Raw genomic sequence first — 1,555 nt, 5'->3', positions numbered from 1 at the left:
GTTGCGCGGTGGGCCGTTCAAGGGCTTTCTCGCGGCTCTCAATCTGTTGCAGCGTGAGTTCCCGGAGGACGCCTGTCCGATCCGTACCGCGCTGGTCACGGCGCGATCGGCGCCGGCCCATGAGCGAGTGATTCGCACGTTGCGCGAATGGGACATTCGTCTGGACGAGTCGCTGTTCCTCGGAGGCCTGACCAAGTCAGCCTTTCTCGAAGCCTTCGCGGCCGATGTGTTTTTCGACGATCAGGCCGGCCACTGCGAATTGGCCCGTGAAGTCGTCGCCACCGGTCATGTGCCCCATGGCATAAGCAACGAACAAAAGGTTTAAGCCCAGCGTTCAATGCGTTGCGCCGCACGTCGTAGTCGCCAAGGCACTGCTAAGCTGAATCAAATCTCCGCCATGTTGGCAGTCGAGGAGGTCATATGATTCGTTCGATGCTGTATGCCACTGACCTTGGCCTGTACGCGCCCGTGGTGATGCAGCATGCCCTGGAGCTGGCCCGGACCTTCAATGCCGATTTGTATGTGGTGCATGCGGTTGAACCCATGGGGTTGTTTGCCGAATCGGTGCTGGAAAGTTATCTCGATGAACAGGCGCTGAACGAGTTTCACAGCCAGGGCCTGAATACAGTTATTGCCAGTATCGAGCAGCGGGTGCTCGACAGTTTTCGTGAGGAGTTGGGGGATGAAGGGGAGCACGATCTGGAGCGGATTCAGGCAGTGCGGGTGCTGCAGGGCGATCCGTCGCAGGTGATTCTGGACCAGGCGCAGAAACTCTCCGTGGATTTGTTGATCGTAGGAAGTCACAGCCACGGTGCGGGTGCGGAAACGCCTCTGGGGCGAACCGCCGCCCGTGTGCTGCAACTGTCCAAGGTGCCGGTCTATCTGGTGCCGCTGGTGCAACGTCGTCGCCAAGGGGATCGCTAGAACAGAATAATGGCAATCTGATAAAAAAGTTCTAGATTTATTCTTCATGCCATTAATATAGTTATATACCGTCGCTGATGCCCGTGGCGTCTACCTGCTTTGAGGGATTCATATGAAGCTTCAACAATTGCGCTACATCTGGGAAGTGGCGCACCACGACCTCAACGTTTCCGCTACAGCCCAAAGTCTTTACACCTCTCAACCGGGCATCAGTAAACAGATCCGTCTGCTGGAAGACGAACTGGGCGTCGAGGTTTTCGCCCGCAGCGGCAAGCACCTGACCCGCGTTACCCCGGCCGGCGAGCGCATCATCACCACCGCTGGCGAAATTCTGCGCAAGGTTGAAAGCATCAAGCAGATCGCACAGGAATTCTCCAACGAGAAGAAAGGCACCCTGTCGATCGCCACCACCCACACCCAGGCGCGTTATGCGTTGCCGCCGGTGATCAGCAATTTCATCAAGCAATACCCGGACGTTGCCCTGCACATGCATCAGGGGTCGCCGATGCAAATCGCCGAAATGGCCGCTGATGGCACCGTGGATTTTGCCATTGCCACCGAAGCGCTCGAGCTGTTCGGTGATCTGGTGATGATGCCGTGCTACCGCTGGAACCGATGTGTGGTCGTGCCT

At 57.4% G+C, this 1,555-nt stretch carries 3 protein-coding genes; all 3 read left to right on the top strand.

Going from position 1 to position 1,555, the window contains the following annotated elements; genetic code table 11:
* Positions 1-325 (top strand): 5'-nucleotidase (locus ACXRVY_RS28355; RefSeq protein ID WP_458238875.1); only part of this gene is annotated, 325 nt, incomplete at its 5' end.
* Positions 326-420: 95 nt separating this feature from the next.
* Complete coding sequence (locus tag ACXRVY_RS28350) at positions 421-924, top strand: universal stress protein (RefSeq protein WP_223463735.1); 504 nt, start codon at positions 421-423, stop codon at positions 922-924.
* 112 nt (positions 925-1,036) lie between these two features.
* Positions 1,037-1,555, top strand: a 519-nt coding sequence (locus tag ACXRVY_RS28345) for a LysR substrate-binding domain-containing protein (protein WP_458238874.1), incomplete at its 3' end; no start/stop codon positions are given.

This window comes from Pseudomonas sp. P5_A2_2 (assembly GCF_054177685.1).
This window is presented reverse-complemented; position numbering and strand designations above follow the sequence as displayed.